This is a genomic window from Sphaerisporangium sp. NPDC005288 (genome assembly GCF_040607475.1).
Lineage (GTDB): Bacteria > Actinomycetota > Actinomycetes > Streptosporangiales > Streptosporangiaceae > Sphaerisporangium > Sphaerisporangium rhizosphaerae.
In genome coordinates this window covers 112,015-127,803 of record NZ_JBEXGT010000021.1, presented here as the reverse complement: position 1 = coordinate 127,803, position 15,789 = coordinate 112,015, and the positions used below count along the sequence as shown (strand labels likewise).

Annotated in this window: 14 protein-coding genes; 6 read left to right on the top strand and 8 right to left on the bottom strand. The window is 72.8% G+C overall.

Annotation, left to right across the window (positions count from 1 at the left end):
• Positions 1-5: 5 nt before the first annotated feature.
• The gene (locus ABZU32_RS21155) at positions 6-809 is read right to left on the bottom strand and encodes a cytochrome d ubiquinol oxidase subunit II (RefSeq protein ID WP_354924428.1); all 804 of its coding nucleotides are present in this window, start codon (positions 807-809) and stop codon (positions 6-8) included.
• Between the two features lie 41 nt (positions 810-850).
• Entirely contained in the window at positions 851-2,035 is a 1,185-nt protein-coding gene (locus tag ABZU32_RS21150) for a cytochrome ubiquinol oxidase subunit I (RefSeq protein ID WP_354924426.1), read from the bottom strand.
• 88 nt (positions 2,036-2,123) lie between these two features.
• Between ABZU32_RS21150 and ABZU32_RS21145 the strand changes: the two genes are divergently transcribed.
• Positions 2,124-2,474 (top strand): helix-turn-helix transcriptional regulator, encoded by a 351-nt coding sequence (locus tag ABZU32_RS21145; protein ID WP_354836175.1) that lies wholly within the window; start codon positions 2,124-2,126, stop codon positions 2,472-2,474.
• A 120-nt stretch (positions 2,475-2,594) separates the two neighbouring features.
• On the opposite strand, the gene ABZU32_RS21140 is transcribed toward ABZU32_RS21145, so the two are convergent.
• Positions 2,595-3,317: a permease prefix domain 1-containing protein gene (locus ABZU32_RS21140; protein ID WP_354924424.1), complete on the bottom strand. Its 723-nt coding sequence runs from the start codon at positions 3,315-3,317 to the stop codon at positions 2,595-2,597.
• A 165-nt stretch (positions 3,318-3,482) separates the two neighbouring features.
• Complete coding sequence (locus tag ABZU32_RS21135; protein ID WP_354836171.1) at positions 3,483-4,949, bottom strand: pentapeptide repeat-containing protein; 1,467 nt, start codon at positions 4,947-4,949, stop codon at positions 3,483-3,485.
• A 216-nt stretch (positions 4,950-5,165) separates the two neighbouring features.
• Here ABZU32_RS21135 and ABZU32_RS21130 point away from each other — a divergent pair, with 216 nt between their 5' ends.
• The 3 genes from ABZU32_RS21130 to ABZU32_RS21120 all read left to right on the top strand — a co-directional run bounded on the left by ABZU32_RS21130 (position 5,166) and on the right by ABZU32_RS21120 (position 8,869).
• Entirely contained in the window at positions 5,166-7,577 is a 2,412-nt protein-coding gene (locus ABZU32_RS21130) for an ExeM/NucH family extracellular endonuclease (protein WP_354924422.1), read from the top strand.
• Positions 7,578-7,835: 258 nt separating this feature from the next.
• A complete protein-coding gene (locus tag ABZU32_RS21125) occupies positions 7,836-8,219 on the top strand; it encodes a hypothetical protein (protein ID WP_354836167.1) in 384 nt (127 codons plus the stop codon).
• Between the two features lie 20 nt (positions 8,220-8,239).
• A complete protein-coding gene (locus ABZU32_RS21120) occupies positions 8,240-8,869 on the top strand; it encodes a thioredoxin domain-containing protein (RefSeq protein WP_354924420.1) in 630 nt (209 codons plus the stop codon).
• Between the two features lie 155 nt (positions 8,870-9,024).
• Here the strand turns inward: ABZU32_RS21120 and ABZU32_RS21115 are convergent, their stop codons facing one another.
• Both ABZU32_RS21115 and ABZU32_RS21110 read right to left on the bottom strand, forming a co-directional pair.
• A complete protein-coding gene (locus ABZU32_RS21115; protein ID WP_354836165.1) occupies positions 9,025-10,365 on the bottom strand; it encodes a class II 3-deoxy-7-phosphoheptulonate synthase in 1,341 nt (446 codons plus the stop codon).
• A gap of 164 nt (positions 10,366-10,529) precedes the next feature.
• The gene (locus tag ABZU32_RS21110) at positions 10,530-11,807 is read right to left on the bottom strand and encodes an FAD-dependent oxidoreductase (RefSeq protein WP_354924418.1); all 1,278 of its coding nucleotides are present in this window, start codon (positions 11,805-11,807) and stop codon (positions 10,530-10,532) included.
• Positions 11,808-12,058: 251 nt separating this feature from the next.
• Between ABZU32_RS21110 and ABZU32_RS21105 the strand changes: the two genes are divergently transcribed.
• Complete coding sequence (locus ABZU32_RS21105; protein ID WP_354836161.1) at positions 12,059-12,619, top strand: hypothetical protein; 561 nt, start codon at positions 12,059-12,061, stop codon at positions 12,617-12,619.
• A gap of 204 nt (positions 12,620-12,823) precedes the next feature.
• On the opposite strand, the gene ABZU32_RS21100 is transcribed toward ABZU32_RS21105, so the two are convergent.
• Both ABZU32_RS21100 and ABZU32_RS21095 read right to left on the bottom strand, forming a co-directional pair.
• Positions 12,824-13,822 (bottom strand): aminoglycoside phosphotransferase family protein, encoded by a 999-nt coding sequence (locus ABZU32_RS21100; protein WP_354924416.1) that lies wholly within the window; start codon positions 13,820-13,822, stop codon positions 12,824-12,826.
• Positions 13,823-13,934: 112 nt separating this feature from the next.
• On the bottom strand, positions 13,935-14,831 hold the full coding sequence (locus tag ABZU32_RS21095; RefSeq protein ID WP_354924415.1) for an aldose 1-epimerase family protein: 897 nt from the start codon (positions 14,829-14,831) through the stop codon (positions 13,935-13,937).
• Between the two features lie 489 nt (positions 14,832-15,320).
• On the opposite strand from ABZU32_RS21095, the gene ABZU32_RS21090 reads away from it, so the two are divergent.
• On the top strand, positions 15,321-15,728 hold the full coding sequence (locus ABZU32_RS21090; protein WP_354924460.1) for a signal peptidase I: 408 nt from the start codon (positions 15,321-15,323) through the stop codon (positions 15,726-15,728).
• The last annotated feature ends 61 nt before the right edge of the window (positions 15,729-15,789 follow it).

The window sequence follows — 15,789 nt, the reverse complement described above, 5'->3', positions numbered from 1 at the left end:
GTCCTCTAGAAGAAGGAAGGGACGGCCGCGGCGGCGCCCGCCGGCCTGGCCGGGCCGAAGGTGCGCCATACCCATACTTGCGCCGCGACCATGATGGGGACGACGGGCAGGACGATGAGATTGAGCACATTCAGCGTCGCGGGGGAGGCGGCGTGCTCCAGCAGCACCGGGGACAGCGCCGCGAGCGGCACGGCCATCGGCAGGGCGGCGACGGCGGCCGACAGGCGCAGCCGCCGGCCGGTGCGGCGGGCCTCGGCCGGGCCCGACAGGCGCCACTCGGTGAAGGCCCGGCCGTGGAAGGCGAAGACGGCGGCCACCACGGCGCCGCCGAGCAGGCCGGCCAGGTCGAACGGCCCGTCCGGCAGCCCGCGCGCCACCGACGCCAGGGCGACGCCCCAGCTCAGGGCCAGGCCCCAGGAGCCGGCGCACAGCACGGCGTCCCAGAAGCCGCGCCAGGCGGCGCCGTCCAGCCTGCGCCGGAACCACAGGCCCGCGTCGCGCAGGATCCAGGACACCAGCAGGGTCACCACGACCGGGTACAGGCCGTGGACCACCGTCCCCTCCAGGGAGGGGAACGCGCCGAACAGCGTGCCGGCCGCCGCGATCAGCCAGATCTCGTTGGCCAGGACGAACGGGGCCATCGCGGCCACCAGGCGGTCGCGGTGCCGCGCGCGCGTGCCCGGCTCGCCGGCCCGTTCGCGGGCCCGGCTGAGCACCGGGAGCAGCATGCCGACGCCGATGTCGAAGCCTTCGAGGGCGAAGTAGCCGACCAGCAGCACGGCGAGGATCGCCAACCAGATGATCTCCATGGGGGGAGCTCCTCATTCGGGGGCGGCCTTGCCGCCGGGGGTCACAGGACGAGCGAGGGGGTGGGGGAGGGGTCGGCGGGCTCGGCGACGCCGAGGTCGGCCCTGTCGGGGCCGCGCCGGACGACCCGGGCGATCAGCACGTAGTCGGCCAGGGCCAGCAGCGCCAGCACGCCCGCGAAGGCGGCGAAGGAGAGGGTGATCATCTGCCTGGTCAGGCCGGGCGACATGGCGTCGGCCACCGTGAGCCTGCCGTACACCAGCCAGGGCTGGCGGCCGACCTCGCGGACGAGCCAGCCGAGGACCGCGGCGACGAACGGCAGCGGCGTCATCAGCATGAGCACCGGGTGCAGCCACCGGGCGCGGGCGAGCAGGTCGCGGAACAGCAGCGGCAGCAGCAGGAACAGCACGATCAGGTGCACGAGCTGCCCGATGAGGATCATGTTGCCGAGCGCCATCCCGGGGATCGCGCCCTTGAACTTGTCGGGCTGGATGTCGCGGACGAAGCCGAACTGCGCGTACCCGAAGCCGACGGCGATGTTGGTGCCGACGAGCGCCCACACCACCCCTGTGCGCAGCGACCGGCGGAAGAACTCCTGCTCGGGGGTGCGGCGGAAGAGCTGGTAGGCGCTGGCGCCGATGATCAGGGAGCTGCCGGCGAACAGTCCGGCGCCGATGACGTGCGGGAAGGCCATCACCAGGCTCGGGTTGGTGAGCAGCGCGCCGAAGTCGGTCAGCACCAGGTGGTCGCCGTGCTGGACGCTGCCGGCCGGGTGCTGCAGGAAGGAGTTCGCCACCATGATCCAGAAGGCGCTGGCGTAGGCGGTGAGCGCCACCAGCCAGATGCACGCCAGGTGCAGCTTCTTGGGCAGGCGGTTCCAGCCGAAGATCCACAGGCCGAGGAAGGTGGACTCCAGGAAGAACGCCACCAGCGTCTCGATCGCCAGGGGCGCGCCGAACACGTCCCCGGCGTAGTGGGTCAGCCCGCTCCAGCTCAGCCCGAACTGGAACTCCATCACCAGGCCGGTGAGCACGCCGAGCGCGTAGTTGATCAGATAGATCTGGCCCCAGAAGCGCGTCATGCGCTCGAACACCGGCCTGCCGCTGATGACGTGGCGGGTCTGCATGATCGCGACAAGGGGGGCCAGGCCCAGCGTCAGCACGACGAACAGGAAGTGCAGGGCCCCCGTCACCGCGAACTGGAGCCGCGCCAGGTCGGTCACGTCCATGGCTCCTCTTTCTCTACGTTGTGTCTGCCTACATGTAGAGAGCCTACCTATAGAATCGCAACATGACGCACCTGAGTAGGCTTGAGCGGTGAATCCCGACGCGCTCCGCGGTCACATGGACGCTTTGCTGCTCTCCGTCCTGGAGGGCGGGCCGCTGCACGGTTACGCGATCATCGAGGCGTTGCAGGAGCGCAGCGGAGGCGCGCTCAACGTCCCGACCGGCACCGTCTATCCCGCCCTGCGCCGGCTGGAGCGGGTGGGTCACCTGACGAGCGAGTGGGCGACGGTGGCCGGCCGCCGGCGCCGCACCTACCGGCTGACCTCCGGCGGGTACGCCGCGCTGGCCGGCGAGCGGTCGTCGTGGCGGCAGTTCACCGACGCCATCGGCAGCGTCCTGTCCCCCCGGCCCCAGGAGTCGGCGCCCCAGCCCCAGGAGTGAACGCGCCGCAGGAGGCCGGCGCCCTGCCTCAGGACTGGACGCCCTGACCTCAGGAGTGGACGCCCTGCGCGCCGCCTCGGGAAGGGGCGCCCCGGCACGCGCCGGCCGGGGCGGCGCCGCTCAGTTCAGCGCGCTCCGCTGGGAGACCGTCGCGGCGGACGCGGCCGGCAGCGGGCGCGAAACGATCACGCAGCGGGTGGCGCTCCACAGCAGCGAGCCCGATACCAGGTAGCTCACCAGGCTCGCGACCATGCCCGGCGGGTAGGCGCCGAAGCCGCTCAGCGCCCGGCCGGCGCCCGCGGCCAGGGCGAGCCCCATCAGGCAGATGGCCGGCACCTGGATCCACAGCAGGATGCCCAGGGCGCGCGTGAGCACGCCCGGGCGCCGCACCGCGCGCAGCGGACCGCTGAAGGCGAGCAGCGCCAGCGCGCCGAGGACGCCCACGCCGAACTGGAAGAAGTCGAGGAAGCGCGCGAGCGGTGAGAACCACGCCGCCCTGACCTCGGTGACGGTCCAGGGGTTCTCGGGGAAGATCTTCCAGATGACGCTCCACATCAGCGTCATGAGCGGCACGGTCACGAACATCACCGCGGCGGTCCTTCGACCCTGGTGGGCGGCGATCTCCTCCTGGTAACCGGGGGCGATCTCGTCGACCGGACCGAACTCGGCGACGGCCATGCGCTCGGCCTCCGCCCGGTCGAACCCCTCGGCCAGGTACGCCTCGGCGGAGTCGGCGAGGCCGTCGCGCGCCTCGGCGAGCAGATCGCGCCTGACGCGCGTGGAGCCCCGCAGCGTGCGGCCGAGTGTGCTCACGTAGTCGTCGATGACACTCGCGCTCGCCATGCTCTCCCCAGGTCTCCGCCCTCCGTGGGCTCCGGCCCTCATTGTCTCCTCAGGGCGGGCCGGGGGGTAATCCGGGTAATCCCTGACGCATCCCTGGAGGTCGGGCCGGTTCCCCCGGTATGCGGGCGCGCATCTGTGCCGCTCAGACCCCTGCCGGCCCGCGGGTCAGCCGACGCCGGTCGCGGTGGCGTGCACGACCGGGGCGGGAGCGGGGGAGCGGTGGCCGACCGGGCGCCGGGCGGGATGGGCGCCGGCCGTCCAGAACAGCGCCCCGGCGGCGACGGCCGCCGCCACGACCAGCCAGCCGAACGCGCGCCCCATGCGCAGGCCGTACCCGCAGGCCAGCCAGTAGGCCGCGAGGGCCAGCCGCACCCGGCGCCGCCGGGTCGCCAGGCGGCGCATCTCCATGGCGCCGAAGGCGAAGTCGGCCGCGACCTTCTTGTCGTCCACCGCGCGCCGCAGCCGCTCGTACAGGCCGGCCAGCCGGCCCGGGTCGAGCGGCTGCTCGGGCCGCGCGGACCAGCCGCGCCAGGCCCGCTCGTCGGCGAGGACCCGGCGCTCGCTCCACCACAGCACCGGCGGCCAGTTCAGGGCGACCCGCACGCCCCGCGGAGTGCCGGCGAAGACGCACTCCGACAGCCGCAGCGCCTCCGGATGGCGGACCTGGGCCAGCCGGCAGCCGCTCAGGTCGGCCCCGCGCAGCGTCAGCGCGCCGGCGTCCAGCCGGTCCAGCGACAGCACCCGAAGCCCGCCGGCCGCGCCGGTCACGGTCGCCGGCCCGCTGAGCACGGCCTCGCGCAGCTCCAGGTCGACGTCCGACAGGCGCGCGGTGAGCCGGGAGGACAGCCGGGCCCCGCGCAGGTCGACCGGGCATCCCGCGGCCTCCAGCTCCACCGGCGCCGAGGCGTGGACGCCGGAGAGCACGAGCCGGCGGCCCGCGCGCAGACCGGTGAGGTAGGCGCCGCCGTGGAATCCGGCCCCCTCGAACCCGGCCGTGCCGCCGAAGGCCGCCTTGCGGAAGGACACCGCCCGGCGGAAGCGGGACCCGCGGAACAGGGCGTCGTTGTCGAAGACCGCGCCGTCGAAGGCGGCGAACCCGTGGAACTCGGCGCCACGGAAGGAGGCGTCCCTGCCGAACCGGGCGTCGCCGAACAGCGCGTCGCTGCCGATGCGCACGCGGTCGAAGGCGCCGTGCCCGCGCAGGCGGGCGCCGTGCATGGAGAACTCGCGGGAGAAGCGCACCTCGCGGAAGGAGGCGTTGCGGGTGAAGCGGGTGCCGAAGAAGGAGGCCAGACGGTCGAAGCGGGCATGGTCGAAGCTCGCGTCCCCCGCGAAGACGACCTCGGCGAACCTGGCCGGCCCGGTGAACTGCGCGCGGTCGAACCTGGCCCTGCCGAGATGGCGCCCCGTGGCCGACAGCACGCGGTCCAGCAGCTCCTCCGCGAGGGTGGTGCCGCGCAGGTCGACCCCGCGGCCGGGCGCGAGGCCGGCCAGGACCTCCTCCAGCTCGGCGGGGGTCAGATGGGCCAGGCAGCGGTCGTAGGGCCGGCACGTTATTCCCACGCACGCGGCCGACGCGTCGCAGGTCTGCCAGCCGACGTCGAGGGAGAGCGTCTTCAGCGGGGGCGTCATGCCAAAGTCATACCCAATGTCGGGTAACGGGTCGCTAAATCGTGACGGGAAGCTGACAGAGTGTATCCATGGCGTCGGGTGCGCCCGGCCCGCTAGGTCCAAGCACGACAAGCCTGGCGGCGCTCGCTAGACATCAACTGTCAAGCTTCGGTTATTTCACCTTCTATCTAGTTCTAGTACGAGATAGCGGGCTTTCCCGGGCCTACGCTCCCGGTCATGCGTGCTCTATCCCGGGCGCTCGCCGCCCTCACGGCCGCCGGCATGATCGTCGCCGGTGCCGCCGCCCTCTCTTCGTCCCCGGCCTCGGCCGAGCCGGGGACCGTCGTGATCAGCCAGGTGTACGGCGGCGGTGGCAACACCGGCGCCCCGTTCACCAACGACTTCGTGGAGCTGTTCAACCGCGGCGACTCCGCCGTCACCCTCGAGGGATGGTCCCTGCAGTACGCCAGCGCCACCGGCACCGGGACCTTCGCCGCCAACAAGCTCGACCTGTCCGGCACCCTCGCCCCCGGGCGCTACCACCTGGTCCAGCTCGCCGCGGGTGCGACGCCCAGCGCCCCGCTGCCGTCCCCCGACGCCACCGGCGGCCTCGCGCTGAGCGGCACGGCGGGCAAGGTCGCGCTGGTCCGCTCCGCCGAGGGCCTCGCCTGCAACGGCGGCTCGGCGCCCTGCACGGCCGACCAGCTCGCCCTGCTGGGCGACCTGGTGGGATACGGCACCGCCAACTTCTCCGAGGGCGCGGCGGCCCCGGCGCTGACCAACTCCACCGCGGCGATCCGCGGCGAGCACGGCTGCGCCGACACCGACGCCAACGCCGCCGACTTCACCGCCGGCGCCCCGGCGCCGCGCAACTCGGCGACCCCCGCCGCCCCCTGCGGCACGACGCCGGGCGACCCCACGCCAACGCCGACGGTGACCCCGACGCCCACGGTGACGCCGACCGACACCCCCACCCCCACACCGACCCCCACCGAGACGCCGACGGCGAGCCCCACGCCGACCCGCACCGCCGAGCCCTGCACGCTCCCGGCGGACCACCAGATCGCGCAGGTCCAGGGCGGCGGCGCGACCAGCCCGCTGGCCGGGCAGACCGTGCGCGTCGAGGGCGTCGTCACCGCCGACTACCAGGGCACCGGATCCCTCGGCGGCTTCTACCTGCAGGACCCGACCCCCGACGCCGACCCGGCCACCTCCGACGCGGTGTTCGTCTTCACCGCCAAGGCCGCCGCCGTCGGCGACCGCGTGCTGGTCAGCGGCACCGTCACCGAGTACAACGGCCTGACCGAGCTGTCCCCGGTCACCTCCGTCGAGGTGTGCGGCACCGGCAAGGTCAAGCCCGCGAAGGTCAAGCTGCCGGTCGCCGAGGGCGCGAGCCTGGAGCCGCTGGAGGGCGTGCTGGTCACCTTCCCGCAGGCGCTCACCGTCTCGGAGGTCTACAACCTCGGCCGCTACGGCGAGATCACCCTGTCCTCCCACGGGCGGCTCTTCCAGCCGACCGACCGCGAGAAGGTCGACCCGGCGCTGGACGCCCGGCGCCGGATCCTGCTCGACGACGCCTCCAACCTCCAGAACCCGCCCGAGCTGCCCTACCACACCAACGGCGCCAACACCGTGCGCGTCGGCGACGCCACCACCGGCCTCACCGGCGTGCTGACCTACGGCTTCGGCCTGTACCGCGTGGAGCCGTCCCAGCCGGTCGTCTTCACCCCCGACAACCCGCGCCCGGCCGCGCCCGGCAAGGTCGGCGGCAACGTCCGGGTCGCGAGCCTCAACACCCTCAACTGGTTCACCACGCTCGGATCGCGGGGCGCCACCACGGCAGAGGAGCGCGACCGCCAGCTCGCCAAGCTGGTCTCCACCCTCAAGGGCCTCGACCCCGACGTCGCCGGGCTCATGGAGGTCGAGAACAACGGCGCCACCGCGCTGAACACCCTGGTCGACGCGCTCAACGCCGCCGTCGGCGCGGGCACCTACAAGGGCGTCACCTCGCCGGTCCCCGGGACCGACGCCATCCAGGTCGCCCTCATCTACAAGCCGGCGGTGGTCAAGCCGGTCGGCGCTCCCCGTTCCTCCGGCGACCCGGTCTTCCGCCGGCCGCCGCTCATCCAGGAGTTCCAGCGCGTCAAGGGCGGCGGATCCTCCTTCACGATGATCGTCAACCACTTCAAGTCCAAGGGCTGCGACGGCGCCACCGGGGCCGACCTCGACCAGGGCGACGGGCAGAGCTGCTTCAACGACGAGCGCGTCCGCCAGGCCAAGGCCGTCCTCGGCCTGATCGACACCCTGGGCCTCACCAACCCGGTCGTGCTCGGCGACCTCAACGCCTACGGCGAGGAGGACCCGATCCACACCCTGGAGGCCGGGAAGCTGGTGAGCGTCAGCAAGAAGTTCCTCGACAAGAAGGACCGCTACAGCTACGTCTTCGACAGCCTGTCGGGCGAGCTGGACCACGTGCTGGTCGGCAGGCAGCTGCTCAAGCAGGTGACCGGCGCCACGATCTGGCACATCAACGCCGACGAGGGCAGGTTCATGGACTACAACACCGAGTTCAACCCGCCGGCCCTCTACTCGCCGGGAGCATTCCGCTCCTCCGACCACGACCCGCTGCTGTTCGGGCTCAAGCTGTAGGACGCACGCGGCCTGGAGCGCCGAACGTGCGACCTGACCCGGTTCCCCGCAGGGCCTGCGAGCGCCCGCGGGGAACCGCGGTGGGCCGCCGAAGGACCACCGCACCCCAAGACGGCATGCGCCCCGACGAGTGATCGGACGAAGCGCGCGGCGCGCGGGCCCGGGAACGGCCGGACCCGCGTGCAGGCGGGATGAAAGCGGCCTGTAAGGCGCCGCCACTAGCTTCTCGATCGAAAAGATCACTAGGAAAGGCGCACGATGTCCCTCATCCTCTCCCGCCGCGCCCTCGCCGTCTGCGCGGCGGCGGTACTCCTCTCGCTGACGACGGGATGCGGCGGCGGCAGCACCAAGGCGGTCTGCCAGGACGCCGTCAAGGCGTTCCAGGACTACAGCACCCAGGCCGCGGCCGGCGCCGGAAACCTGGACGCCTTCAACACCGCGAACGCCGGCCTGGCCGCCAAGCTGAAGGGCTTGTCGGGCAAGGCCGACGGCCACCTGAAGGACACCCTGACGGAGCTGTCCCTCTCCTGGGGCGCCATCAAGATCGACGCGTCGAACCCGGCCGCGGCGGCGACCGAGCTGACCAAGCTCGGCACCCGGGCCACCGAAGCCACCCAGAAGCTGGCGAAGGACTGCTCCTAGCCGACGCCCGGCGAACCGCGGTGGCCCCCGTCCCACCGGTCCCCGCGGCGGCGACGAACCGCCGCCGCCCGGTGCCCCGCGGCGCCGAAGCCGCGCCGCTCCCTCCGGCCACCCCTGGGTCCCCCAGGGGTGGCCGGCTCGTTTCCACCGGGACGCGGGGCGCCCCCCAGACGCGATCTGGTGCGGAATTCCGGGAAAGGGTAGATGGTTATGCCGATCGGAATCGACGAGACACGAGACGAGGAAACACTGTGGCGACCATCGCGGTGACCGAGAAGAACTTCAACGACATCGCCGACGAGGGCATCGTCCTGCTCGACTTCTGGGCGGCGTGGTGCGGGCCCTGCCGCACCTTCGGGCCCATCTTCGAGAAGGCTTCGCAGAAGCACGAGGACATCACCTTCGGCAAGATCGACACCGAGGCCGAGCGGGGCCTGGCGGAAGGCTTCGAGATCACCTCCATCCCCACGGTCATGGCGATCAGGGACGGCATCGTCGTGTTCGCCCAGCCGGGGGCGCTGCCCGAGCCCGCGCTCGAGGACCTGATCAGGCAGGTGCGCGCCCTGGACATGGAGGCCATCCGCAAGGAGATCGCCTCCGACATCGACTCCGGGGTCGCCGAGGGCCCCGACGACGGCCGCCGCCCCTGAGCGAGGCCGCCGCCCCCGAGTACGGGAGCCACGCGAACGCCAGAGCCGGCCCCGCCGCCCTTTCCACGGGCGGCGGGGCCGGCTCTCGTCGTGTGGGGGCCCGCCCGGCTCGGCGCACGGCGGGCCCGGCCGTTGTCGTGCGGGGCCCGCCGGGCTCAGCTGGAGCGGTAGAGCTCGGCGAGCTGGAAGGCCAGGTCGAGCGACTGGCTGCGGTTGAGGCGCGGGTCGCAGGCCGTCTCGTAGCGCAGCGCCAGGTCCTCCTCGACGATCGGGTGACCGCCGCCGACGCACTCGGTGACGTCGTCGCCGGTGAACTCGATGTGGATGCCGCCCGGGTGGGTGCCGAGGGCGTGGTGCACCTCGAAGAAGCCGGTGACCTCGTCCAGCACATCGCCGAGCCTGCGGGTCTTGTGGCCGCTCGGCGCCTCGAAGGTGTTGCCGTGCATCGGGTCGCAGATCCACGCGACCTGGGCGCCGCTCGCGTGGATCTTCTCCACCAGCGTGGGCAGCGCGTCGCGCACCTTGGAGGCACCCATGCGGGTGATGAAGGTCAGCCGGCCGGGCTCGTTGGCGGGGTTGAGCTTGTCGATGAGCGCGAGGGCGTCCTCGGGCGAGGTGGTGGGCCCGAGCTTGACGCCGATGGGGTTGCGGATGCGGCTGAAGAACTCGACGTGGGCGCCGTCGAGCTGACGGGTGCGCTCGCCGATCCACACCATGTGGGCCGACACGTCGTAGGGCAGACCGGTGCGGGAGTCGACGCGGGTGAGCGCGCGGTCGTAGTCGAGGATCAGCGCCTCGTGCGAGGAGTAGAACTCGACGGTGTGGAACTCCTCGGGGTCGGCGCGGCAGGCCCGCATGAACGCCAGCGCGTGGTCGATCTCGCGGGCGAGCTGCTCGTAGCGGCGGCCGGCCGGCGACTCGGCCACGAAGTCCTGGTTCCAGGCGTGCACCTGCCGCAGGTCGGCGTAGCCGCCCTTGGTGAAGGCGCGCGCCAGGTTGAGCGTGACGGCCGAGGAGTGGTAGGCGCGCAGCAGCCGCGCGGGGTCGGGCGTGCGCGACTCGGGGGTGAAGTCGAAGCCGTTGACCATGTCGCCGCGGTAGGCGGGCAGCTCGACCCCGCCCCGGGTCTCGGTCCCACTGGAACGCGGCTTGGCGAACTGCCCGGCCAGCCGGCCGATCTTGACGACGGGGACACGGCCGGCATAGGTGAGCACGATGGCCATCTGCAGCAGCGTCTTGAGCTTGTTGCGCACGTTGTCGGCCGTCGCGCCGGCGAAGGTCTCGGCGCAGTCGCCACCCTGCAGCACGAACGCCTCGCCGCGCACCACGGCGGCGAGCCGGTCCTTGAGCTCGTCGCACTCGCCGGCGAACACCAGCGGTGGCAGACCCTGCAGCTCGGCGACGGTGCGCTCCAGCGCCGAGTGGTCGGGCCACTCGGGCTGCTGCGCGGCGGGCAGCTCCCGCCAGGAATCCAGGTTGATCGGTTCGGCGCTCACGCTAAAAGGCTATTGCACCTTTCCCCGTGTGACAGAGTCCGTGTCCACAAGGTGAGAAATCTTTCTCCATTCGGGGGGAGATGCGAGGAGTCGTGCCACGCCCGTACGCCGGCCGCCGCGGGGCCGCCTCGCCCATCCGGACCCTTTCGTGCCCCTTCGTGCCGTCAGGAGGCGCCCGCCCGGGGAGCCTCGGGCGTGCGGACATGCTCGGGCAGGACGCCGAAGCCGACGAAGCGGCGGGCGAGGGCTCCGATGAGCGGCAGGCGCGCGGGATCACGCGGCCGCGACGGCGTGGCATCGGGCCGCGCAGCCCCGCCCGGCGTGGCGCGATCACGGAGGGCCGGTGCCGGCCGGGGCGCGTCGCGCAGCGCCGGGCCGATGACGAGGGCCTGCACCGCGCGCTGCGCGAGCTGGGTGACGACCGTGGGCAGGGTGCGGCGGCGCTGCACCCGGCGCAGCACCTCCTCGGGGACCGCTCCGGCGCGCAGCGGCCCGGCGAGCAGGTTGGCGGCGGCCACCGCGTCCTGCACGGCCAGGTTGATGCCGACGCCGAACACCGGTGACATGGCGTGCGCGGCGTCCCCGAGGAGCAGCAGCCCGGGACGGTGCCAGCGGCGCAGCCGGTTGACGGCGACCCGCAGGACGCTGACCTGCTCCATGCTCGCCAGCTCCCCGGTGCGGTCGGCGAGGAAGGGCACCAGCGTGCCGATGGAGGCGCGCAGCGCCTCGATGCCCTCGGCCCTCACCTGCTCGAACCGGCCCTTCGGGATCAGGTAGGCGAGCTGCCAGTAGCTCTCGCGGTTGATCGCGACCATCATCCGCCCGGCCGAGACGCGCAGGAAGGCGTCCGCGGTGTCGCCGTCCTCGCGCGGCAGCCGGAACCACAGCACGTCCATGGGCGCGCCGTGCTCCACCGGGACCAGGCCCGCGGCGCGGCGCACGGCCGAGCGCCGCCCGTCGGCGCCGATGGTGAGGGCCGCGCGCAGCTCGTGCTCCCGCCCGTCCCGGTCGCGGTAGCGCAGGCCGCGCACGGCGCCGCCCTCCCGGATGAGGCCCACCACCTCGGCCTCCATGAGCAGCCGGAAGGTGGGATAGCGCCGGGCCGCCGCGGTGACCAGGTTGAGGAAGTCCCACTGCGGGACGAACGCGATGTAGGGGAACCTGCTCTTCAGCCCGCGCAGGGAGGCGACGGTCAGGACGCGCTCGTCGGTCCACACCAGCACCTTCTCGGCCTTGCGGTGGGGCAGCGCGAGGAACTCCCCGGCGAGCCCGAGCTCGTCGAGGATCTGCAGGGTCGAGGGATGGATGGTGTCGCCGCGGAAGTCGCGCAGGAAGTCGGCGTGTTTCTCCAGCAGCGTCACCTCCACCCCGGCCCGGGCGAGCAGGAGGGCCAGGACGGCGCCGGCGGGGCCGCCTCCGGCGATCGCACATGTGGTCCGCATTTTTCATCACCTGATGAAATCATCGCACACCCCGCCTTCCGGGTGAAGCCCGGCGCGGCGGACGGGCGGCGCCTTTCGTGACCATGCCGGGGGCCGCCGGCCACCGAGGGGCCCGCGGGCCGGATTCCCCGGCGCCCACGGCGATCGCGTACGTCACGGTTGGGATGCGGGAGGAATAACCGGAGGGCTCGTGGGCAGTCGGTCTGCGCCCACGAAGGGGCGACAACGAGGCGACTTGGAGTTGAGGTCACATGATAGTGCTGGGCCTGCTCTTGATCGTGCTCGCCGGCGCGACCCTGGTCGCGGTGGCGAACGACGAGACCGGCGGCATCGCGGCGTCGGTCACGGTGCTCGACCGGACCTTCCAGCTCAGCAAGCTGGAGCTGTTCCTGGCAGGCGCGGCCACCGCGGCCGTGTTCCTGATCGGCCTGATGATCCTGACGGCCGGCATGCGGCGCGCCGGCGCCAAGCGCAGGAAGATGCGCGAGGCGCGGGTGGAGACGCGTGACCGCGTCGCCCGGCTGGAGGAGGAGAAGCGCCGCCTCGAGCGCCGGCTGGAGGCCGAGAACACCACTCCGGCCGCCACCGCCGCCGCGCCCACGCCGGCCGGACGGCACGCGCACATGCCCGACCATGACGGCGACGGCGTCGACGACCGGGTGGAGATCCCCGCCGCCCGTCCCGCCGACCGCGGCGCCTACCCCGGCGCCGACCACGTCGAGACCACCACCGAACCGGTGCGTGGCCGCGACGCCTACGACGGCGACCGGCTGGTCGCCGGGCCCCGGGCCGGCCGGGACACGAGCGCCTGACATGCGCGGCGACACCATCGACAACCCGGCGGCCGTCCGGGGACCCGGTCCCTGGGCGGCCCTGCCGGGGCGCCGCCGGCTGTCACGGCCGGTGGAGCACCGGTGCTCGGCCCGGCGCCCGCGCCGGCCGCGGCGTCAGGCGCGCCCGCCTCGCCCCCACTCGCTGAGGGCGGCGGCGCTCCTGGCATGTCCGGGGACGGCGCGTCAGCGCTGCCTGAGCAGCGCCAGGCAGTTGGTCACCCCGGCGGTCGCCGGCTCGCGGATGCGGGCGTAGTCCTCGGGCGGGTACTGCCGGGGGCCGTTCTCCACCAGCAGGATGAGGTTGAGGTACAGCCGGTACAGAGCCTCGCGGACGCGGGCCTGCGGGGTCAGGTCCAGCTTGCCGCCCGCCTGCCGGTACCCCACCAGCATCGGGTCGTCCTCGCTCAGCCGCCCGAAGATCGTCGGAGTGATGAAGTCGGCCAGCGGGTCGCCCCAGAAGGCCCGCTCGTGGTCGATCAGCGCCTGGACGCGCGGCGGCCCCTCGCCCCGCGCGGTCACGAACACGTTGCCGGGCCAGATGTCGAAATGGACCAGTGAGGGCACCGTCACCTCCTCCAGCACGTGGAGGTTGGCGTGGATGGCGCCCGCGATGTCCACCAGCGAGCAGGGCAGCGGCGTGGCGTAGCGGACCGCGTCGTCCAGCAGCGCGCCGGTCATCACCACGAAGGCGTCGCGCCACGTCGTGCCGGTGAGACCGGCGTAGGGGTAGCCGTAGACGCCCTGGCCGGGGATCGTGTGCAGCGTCGCCAGATGACCGCCCACCTCGTGCCGCAGCGCGCGATGGTCGGCGTCGGTCAGGGAGCCCGCCTGGCTCCACGGGACGCCGTCCAGCGCCGAGAACAGCAGATAGTCGCCGCCGAGCCCCGGGTCGTCGAAGCCCGAGTGCAGCAGTCGCGGCAGCGGCAGGCCGGTGGGTCCGGCCAGGTGGTACACCAGCGCCTCGGTGCGCAGCAGGTGACGCTCGTAGGTGAGCTGCCGCAGCTCGGGTGGCGGTGCGACCTTCACGACGACCTGGCGGCCGTCGTCGAGGGTGACCAGCCACACCGCGTTGGCGAAGCCGTCGGTGAGCTCCTCGGCCGACCGCACCCCCGTTCCCACTGCTCCACGGATCAGCGCGTCCAACTGGGCGGCCGACAGCCGGCGCTTGGTCCTGCTCTCCATCGGTCACATCACTTCGGCTGGTCAAGACGGTCAGGGGAAGGGAAGGAGAAAGGAAGGACGGGCGGGGCCGGCGAAGACCGGGGCCCTCGCCGGCCGCCCGGGCGCGCGCGCCTCACACGGCGGAGATGGTCCAGGTGACCTCGTGCTTGTCTCCCGGCTCCAGGACGACGAGGTCGGTGCCGGTGTTGAAGGCGTCCGGCGGGCAGGTCATCGGTTCGACGGCGATGCCCCGGTGGCCGAAGCCGGTGCCCGTGCAGACCTGCACCCACGGCATCGCCGCCGCGTCCCAGACGATCTGCACCGCGCCGCGCTCGCCGCTCAGCCGCACGCGGGCGAAGCCGTCGGGGGCCGCGTCCAGCCCGGTGAACGCCTCGTCGATCACGGTGGCGGCGAGCGGGCGGGGGGAGCGGAAGTCGAACGGCGTGCCGTCGACCGGCTCCAGCGTGGTGGGGATCAGGACGTCGTCGACGCGCAGCACGCGGCCGGCCGGCAGGTCGAGCTCCCAGCCCGTCTCGGGGCCGTCGTCGGCGATCAGCCACGGGTGCGGGCCGCAACCGTAGGGGGCGCGGCGCTCGCCGATGTTCTCGGCGGTGAGCGTCGTCGCCAGCCCCTCGGGGCTCACCGCGTACCGCACCTGCAGGGCCAGGCGGAACGGGTAGCCGGGGGTGGGCTCGATGGTGTGCGCGAGCCGCACGAACCCCTGGTCGCCCTCGGCGGTGGGCGGCTCGACCAGCTCCCAGTCGGCGAAGGCCACCAGGCCGTGCAGCGCGTGGCCGCGTTCGAGCTCGTTGACCGGGACCTCGAACCGCTCGCCGTCGAAACCGTAGCGGCCGCCGGCCACGCGGTTGGGCCAGGGGGCGAGCAGGGTGCCGCTGTAGTGCGGGACGGGTCCCTCGGGGGGCCAGGTGGCCACCAGGTCGCGGTCGCCGTGCCTGAGCACTCGCAGGGCCGCGCCCATCTTGGTCACCTCGGCGTGATAGCCGCCACCGTGGAGAACGTACTGAGGCACGGGGGAAATCCTCTCATCGACGCGCGAACAACCAGATTCCGGGCGGCACCAGGGCGCACGCCTCCCATCTTCCCGGTCGTCTTCCGGTGGTCGTCACCGGGTCCCGGAAAGTGGGAGCGCTCCCATAGCGCCCTAAAGGTAGGGGCTTTGGCGCAAAGAGTCAACTAATTGAGTAAATACGGTCACACTTGGTGGGGTTTCGGCGCCACCCTGATCGAATGGGCGCGACCGCAGGTCAAACCGGTTTCGGACAGCCGGGACCGATCCCCGGTGCGGCGCTGTCCCGCCCTTTCACCACAAGCCCCCGGCGTGCGAAAACTCCCGCACAGGCAGTCAATGCCCATTGTCAGCTCATTATGTGAACCACGTCAGGTTACCGGCGATTCGGTCCTGTGAGGAGACCTCCGACCATCCCAGTTCACCCCCGCCATCCCCGCCTCCTCGCCGGGGAACGTCGGCCGCCTGCTAGCGTCACCGTCCGTGACGGACATGACCGACCCGGCAGGCCCGGCGGACCCGGCGGATCCGATGGACCCGATGGACGGGGTGTACGTCGGGCGCGCCGACGTGGACGCGGCCGGCGACCAGGGCTGGCTGCTCGGGCACTTCAAGCCGCCCGGCGACCCGCGCCACAGCGACGAGGTCGAGATCAAGTGGGGCGTGCACGCCCGCGGCGACGAGCGGGCCGAATGGGTCAGGGGCGAGAAGCGCACCGCGCTGCTCATCCTGGTGCGCGGCCGGTTCCGGGTCGAACTACCGGGCCGCGGCGTGTTGCTCGCCGAGCCGGGGGACTACGTCGTGTGGGGGCGGGGAGTCGACCACTCCTGGTACGCCGAGGAGGACTCGGTCGTGATCACCGTCCGCTGGCCCTCCGTCCCGGGCTACGCGGTCCCCTGAGGCTGTCACCGCGACCGCTCGACGGGTCGCCCGCCGCACGGCGGCGCCGGATTCGCCGCAC

Bases quoted from the DNA above. Each gene is read 5' to 3' on its own strand.
- ABZU32_RS21090 (WP_354924460.1), top strand. From the start codon at position 15,321: ATGACCGACCCGGCAGGCCCGGCGGACCCGGCGGATCCGATGGACCCG.
- ABZU32_RS21135 (WP_354836171.1), bottom strand. From the start codon at position 4,949: ATGACGCCCCCGCTGAAGACGCTCTCCCTCGACGTCGGCTGGCAGACC.
- ABZU32_RS21130 (WP_354924422.1), top strand. From the start codon at position 5,166: ATGCGTGCTCTATCCCGGGCGCTCGCCGCCCTCACGGCCGCCGGCATG.
- ABZU32_RS21100 (WP_354924416.1), bottom strand. From the start codon at position 13,822: ATGGAGAGCAGGACCAAGCGCCGGCTGTCGGCCGCCCAGTTGGACGCG.
- ABZU32_RS21110 (WP_354924418.1), bottom strand. From the start codon at position 11,807: ATGCGGACCACATGTGCGATCGCCGGAGGCGGCCCCGCCGGCGCCGTC.
- ABZU32_RS21150 (WP_354924426.1), bottom strand. From the start codon at position 2,035: ATGGACGTGACCGACCTGGCGCGGCTCCAGTTCGCGGTGACGGGGGCC.
- ABZU32_RS21140 (WP_354924424.1), bottom strand. From the start codon at position 3,317: ATGGCGAGCGCGAGTGTCATCGACGACTACGTGAGCACACTCGGCCGC.
- ABZU32_RS21125 (WP_354836167.1), top strand. From the start codon at position 7,836: ATGTCCCTCATCCTCTCCCGCCGCGCCCTCGCCGTCTGCGCGGCGGCG.
- ABZU32_RS21155 (WP_354924428.1), bottom strand. From the start codon at position 809: ATGGAGATCATCTGGTTGGCGATCCTCGCCGTGCTGCTGGTCGGCTAC.
- ABZU32_RS21105 (WP_354836161.1), top strand. From the start codon at position 12,059: ATGATAGTGCTGGGCCTGCTCTTGATCGTGCTCGCCGGCGCGACCCTG.